Raw genomic sequence first — 5,412 nt, forward strand, 5'->3', positions numbered from 1 at the left:
AACAAAATTAGGAGATTGCGTGTTTATTTTTTCTGAATTTTATCTGTACCCCAACAAATATTTTAGAGCCATTTTTTTAAATCAATCCGTTTTAAACCATTTTTACTAGATATATTTCATTACTTATAGATAATAAAAAACAAAAACACAAGAATGTATAAAACATTCTTGCGTAAACGTAAAGTCAATTTATTTTTCTTCTTTCTTTGTAACTGTTAAGCTAAGTTCTTCTAATTGGGCAGTAGAAACTTCGCTTGGTGCTGATGTTAATAAACAGCTCGCTGTTGCCGTTTTCGGGAATGCGATCGTATCACGTAAATTTGTACGACCTGCAAGTAACATAACGAATCGATCTAATCCAAAGGCAAGGCCACCATGTGGCGGAACTCCATATTCAAACGCTTCTAATAAGAAACCAAATTGTTCTTGGGCTTCTTCTTGACTAAATCCTAAAAGTTTAAACATTTTTTCTTGAAGATCACGTTCGTAAATTCGTAAAGAGCCTCCACCTAACTCGTAGCCATTTAATACGATGTCATATGCTTGGGCACGAACTTCTGAAGGGTTCGTATCCATTTTTTCAATATCTTCATCAAATGGACGAGTGAATGGATGATGAGCAGCTGTATAACGACCTGCTTCTTCATCATATTCTAACAACGGCCAATCAGTAACCCATAAAAATGCATATTGGGATTCATCGATTAAGCCTAATTCTTTTCCTAATTTATTTCTTAGAGCACCTAAAGCAGCCGCAACAATGGAAGATTGATCCGCTACAAATAATAATAAGTCTCCTGCTTCCGCATTCGTTGCTGTCATTAAGTTTTCAGCCGTTTCGCCTTCAAAGAATTTAGCAATTGGACCCGATAATCCTCCTTCTGTCACTTTCAACCATGCTAATCCTTTTGCACCATAAATGGCAACAAATTCTGCTAATGCATCAATATCTTTACGTGAATAATTATCTGCTTTTCCTTTGACGTTGATTGCTTTTACTTCACCGCCAGATTCCACAGCAGAAGCGAATACTTTAAAGGATGTATTTCGAACAATTTCAGAAAGTTGAACTAATTCTAAACCAAATCGAACATCCGGCTTATCAGAACCGTAACGATCCATTGCTTCTTTGTATGTCATACGTTGGAATGGAAGGGAAACATCCACCCCTTTAGCTTCTTTCATCACCGTTTGAATTAAACGTTCATTCATTTCAATGATTTCATCCATTGACATAAAGGAAGTTTCAATATCGACTTGCGTAAACTCTGGCTGACGGTCAGCTCTCAAATCTTCATCTCGGAAACAACGGGCAATTTGGAAATATTTTTCGAATCCAGATACCATTAATAATTGTTTAAAAAGTTGTGGTGATTGGGGTAATGCATAAAATTCCCCTTCATGTACTCGTGATGGTACTAAATAATCTCGAGCACCCTCTGGTGTTGATTTTGTTAAAATCGGTGTTTCCACTTCAAGGAAGCCTTCTGTTTGTAAAAAGTTACGTATAGAACGGGTAATATCTGAACGTAATTTAAATGTGTTATACATAACTGGACGACGTAAATCTAAATAACGATATTTTAGGCGCACATCTTCTCCAATTTCTTCTTTATCATCAATGGCAAAGGGTGGAGTTTTCGCTTCATTGATAATGTTAATAGACGATGCGACAATTTCAATTTTACCTGTTCGTAAATTTGGGTTAATTTGTTTTTCATCACGAAGAACAACGGTACCTTCGATTTCAACAACATATTCATTACGAATCGTCTCTGCGACAGCTAATGCATCCTTTGCTTCATCTCCAAAAACGACTTGAACAATTCCTGTTCTATCACGTACATCAACGAAAATTAGACCACCTAGGTCACGGCGTTTTTGTACCCAACCTTTTAAAATAACCTTTTCTCCTTGATGTTGTTCATTTATTTCGCCACATGCATGCGTTCTTTGCGCCATAATCTTTTCCTCCAATTTATGATTAAAAGCATTATTTATTTTCAAGTAAATAGTTAACTAGATCGTGGAATGGAATTTTTTCTTGATTTCCTGTTTCCATTTCTTTTACGTTTACAGCCTCTTCTTCCATCTCCGTATCCCCAAGGACAATCACAAATTTAGCACCAAGGCGATCGGCAGATTTCATTTGGGCTTTCATTTTACGATCGACATAATCCATATCAGCAGAAATTCCTTTTGCTCGGAAAGAACTAATTAATTCAGCTGATTTTAATTTTGCTTCGTCACCGATAGCAACGACATATAGATCAAGGCCATCTTCCACATCGAGTTTAATTCCTTCTGCTTCTAGGGCTAAAAGTAGACGTTCGATTGACATGGCAAAACCGATTCCAGGAACATCCGGTCCTCCAATATCTTCAACTAATCCGTTATAACGGCCTCCACCACAAAGAGTTGTAATGGCACCAAAACCATCTGCTGTACTCATAATTTCAAAAGCAGTGTGATTGTAGTAATCTAGTCCGCGAACTAAATTCGGGTCTACTTCATAAGCAATACCAAGTACTTCTAAATACTTTTTCACTTGATCAAAGTATTTGGCAGAGGATTCCGTTAAGTAATCTGTTAAAGCAGGTGCTGTTTTCATTAACGGGTGATCATGATCCTTTTTACAATCCAAAATACGGAGTGGATTTTTTGCTAAACGGTTTTGACAATCGGAACAAAACTCCCCAATACTTGGTTCAAAGTGTTGAATTAACGCTGTTCTATGAGCATCTCTCGTTTCCTTGTCCCCAAGGGAGTTTATGACTAATTTTAAGTCTTTTAATCCTACTGTTTGATAAATATCCATCGCAAGGGAAATGACTTCCGCATCGATTGCCGGATCAGCACTTCCAATTGCCTCTACACCAAATTGGACGAATTGACGGTAACGACCGGCCTGCTGACGTTCATAACGAAACATTGGACCCATATAAGAAAGCTTGACAGGCTGATCTGGATTACCGAACATTTTATGTTCTACATAAGAACGAACAGCAGAGGCAGTACCTTCAGGGCGAAGGGTTAATGAACGTCCTCCCCGATCTTCAAATGTATACATTTCTTTTTGAACGATATCGGTTGTATCTCCTACACCCCGTTGAAATAATTCCGTTTGTTCAAAAATTGGTGTACGAATTTCTTTATAACGGTAGACGCGACTTAATTCACGTAAAACGGATTCAACTTTTTGCCATTTGGCAGTTTGCTCTGGCAAAATATCTTGCGTCCCTCTAGGTACTTTAAATGACATTTTCATTCTCCTTTCTAAACTAAAAAAAGCCCCCGTCCCTTGCCTACGCAAGGGACGAAAGCTTGAAATGACTTCCGCGGTTCCACCCTAGTTGATGCACGATGATGTGCACCCTCCTCATTACGGATAACGGCCGTTTCCGTTTTTCCCTACTAAACAAATAACTTTGTTTTTCGAGAAAAAGCCTCTCAAGTGTTTTTCACATCTACATGTAGTAGGAAAGATTTCAGCCCACGTCTCTCCCTCTCTTGTCTACAGAGGTAATTGCTACTTTCTTGGTCAATGGCAATGTTACTGTTTTTACATTATCTCTAATCTTAAGTAAGTCATAACATATTGTCAACTATTTTCAAAAAACAGTGGATTTTAGTACATAGTTGATTTTAAAATGAAAAGAGTAAATATGGTTATGCATCTCCTTACAAAATTATGAATGAACAGGAGGGATTAGATGAAACGAAAGGGAATCAATTGTTTTTTGGCCTTCATCTTAATCTGTTCATTGCTGTTTCCTTATACATATGAGACACATGCATTTGCATCAGATGAAGATACACCGGATTTAATTGTTTCTGCGGAAATTTTATATTTAAGAGAAGGTCCTGGACTATCCTATCCAATTTTAGAAACATTAAAACAAGGTGAAGAGCTAACCTTTATTGAAAAGCAAGATGATTGGTATCACGTTAAAGTGAACAATGTTGAAGGGTGGGTTGCCTCATGGTTAACTTCCACTCCAAAAAATTCTGAAACGGAACAACCTGCTAGTACCGTCATATCCCAAGTAGATCATTTGAATATACGGGCAGAGGCGTCGATTTCATCCCCAGTATTAAACCAATTAAACGTAGGTGATGAAGCGGAAGTTTTAGCAACTGAAAATGATTGGGTAAAAATTTCTTATAACGGAACTGTCGGCTGGGTTTCATCAGAATATGTAATAAAGAATAAAAAGCATACAACTGAACAATCGGAAAGCGTAAAAGATGAAACTTCGTCAACTAAATCTGCGAAAACAAGCGCTGAAGTAAATCCTAAACTATTTACAATTGCCGTAGATGCAGTGAATGTACGTAAAAAACCAGACTTATCTTCCAAAAAAATCGGTACTGCAAAAAAGAACGAACAATATGAAGTACTTGATCGGGAAAATAATTGGGTTAAAATTCAACACGGTAAAGAAAAAGGCTGGGTTTATAGTTTTTACGGACATTTTCAAGAAATTGAAAAAATTCCTACGGCTGCAACATCAGACACACCTTCTACTGACCAAAGTACCGTAACGATTATTTATAATGGTACAAACCTTCGTGAGGTACCTTCTACTTCATCCAATGTAGTCCTTCGTGCAAATGCGGGAGAGAAATATCCTATACTCTCCACAAAGGATGATTGGTACGAGGTAGAGTTGGACAAGAACACTTCTGCCTATGTAGCAAATTGGGTTGTATCAGTAGATGAAGAGGTGGCTATTTCTGAAGATACAACTCAGCAGCAGGAACCTAAAGAACAACGAAAAAAAGGAACGTTAAAGGGTGTTCAAATTGTTATTGATCCAGGTCACGGTGGTAATGATAGAGGAACAACTGGAGTAAGTGGAACTGAAGAAAAGGATATTAACTTAAAGACGGTGGAATTACTTACATCCAAATTACGTTCCGCTGGCGCAGATGTTATATTAACACGTGAGTCAGATACATATGTTGATTTACGTAAACGGGTATCCATTTCCCATCAAAACGGGGCAGATGCTTTTATTAGTATTCATTATGACGCGACAGAAGATAGCTCTATTTCTGGTTTTACAACATACTACACGAATAGTTACCAACGGGAGTTAGCAGAATATGTTCATAATGGTCTATCAGAAAAGGTAACCATACGAGATCGTGGTGTTCAACCTGGAAATTATTTAGTTACTCGTGAAAATAAACAACCGGCCATTTTAATCGAATTAGGCTACTTAAGTAATCCAAGTGAAGAGCGAATCGTGACAACGGATTATTATCGCGAACAGGCGACTTTAGGAATTTACCAAGGGATATTAGATTATTTTGATGCACAACTAGAAAATTAAAAGAGGCTGGGACAAAACCCACCTCTGAAATGAAAAGCCGGTGAAATTTTACGATAAGTAAAATTTCACCGGC

3 protein-coding genes and 1 other annotated feature are annotated in these 5,412 nt (G+C 37.5%); of the genes, 1 reads left to right on the forward strand and 2 read right to left on the reverse strand.

Translation table 11 applies throughout. The features are described 5' to 3' along the window. Positions 1-189: 189 nt before the first annotated feature. On the reverse strand, positions 190-1,962 hold the full coding sequence (gene aspS / locus ACH0B5_RS17550) for an aspartate--tRNA ligase (RefSeq protein WP_122973728.1): 1,773 nt from the start codon (positions 1,960-1,962) through the stop codon (positions 190-192). Positions 1,963-1,993: 31 nt separating this feature from the next. Further along, positions 1,994-3,262: a histidine--tRNA ligase gene (hisS, locus tag ACH0B5_RS17555; RefSeq protein ID WP_122973729.1), complete on the reverse strand. Its 1,269-nt coding sequence runs from the start codon at positions 3,260-3,262 to the stop codon at positions 1,994-1,996. A 47-nt stretch (positions 3,263-3,309) separates the two neighbouring features. After that, positions 3,310-3,554, reverse strand: a binding site (T-box leader). Between the two features lie 159 nt (positions 3,555-3,713). Between hisS and ACH0B5_RS17560 the strand changes: the two genes are divergently transcribed. Beyond that, the gene (locus ACH0B5_RS17560) at positions 3,714-5,339 is read left to right on the forward strand and encodes an N-acetylmuramoyl-L-alanine amidase family protein (RefSeq protein ID WP_406928234.1); all 1,626 of its coding nucleotides are present in this window, start codon (positions 3,714-3,716) and stop codon (positions 5,337-5,339) included. The last annotated feature ends 73 nt before the right edge of the window (positions 5,340-5,412 follow it).

It is taken from the genome of Ureibacillus sp. 179-F W5.1 NHS, from assembly GCF_045369345.1.
GTDB lineage: Bacteria > Bacillota > Bacilli > Bacillales_A > Planococcaceae > Ureibacillus > Ureibacillus halotolerans.

Coding starts and splice junctions, on each gene's coding strand:
- ACH0B5_RS17560 (WP_406928234.1), top strand. CDS start 3,714: ATGAAACGAAAGGGAATCAATTGTTTTTTGGCCTTCATCTTAATCTGT.
- aspS (WP_122973728.1), bottom strand. CDS start 1,962: ATGGCGCAAAGAACGCATGCATGTGGCGAAATAAATGAACAACATCAA.
- hisS (WP_122973729.1), bottom strand. CDS start 3,262: ATGTCATTTAAAGTACCTAGAGGGACGCAAGATATTTTGCCAGAGCAA.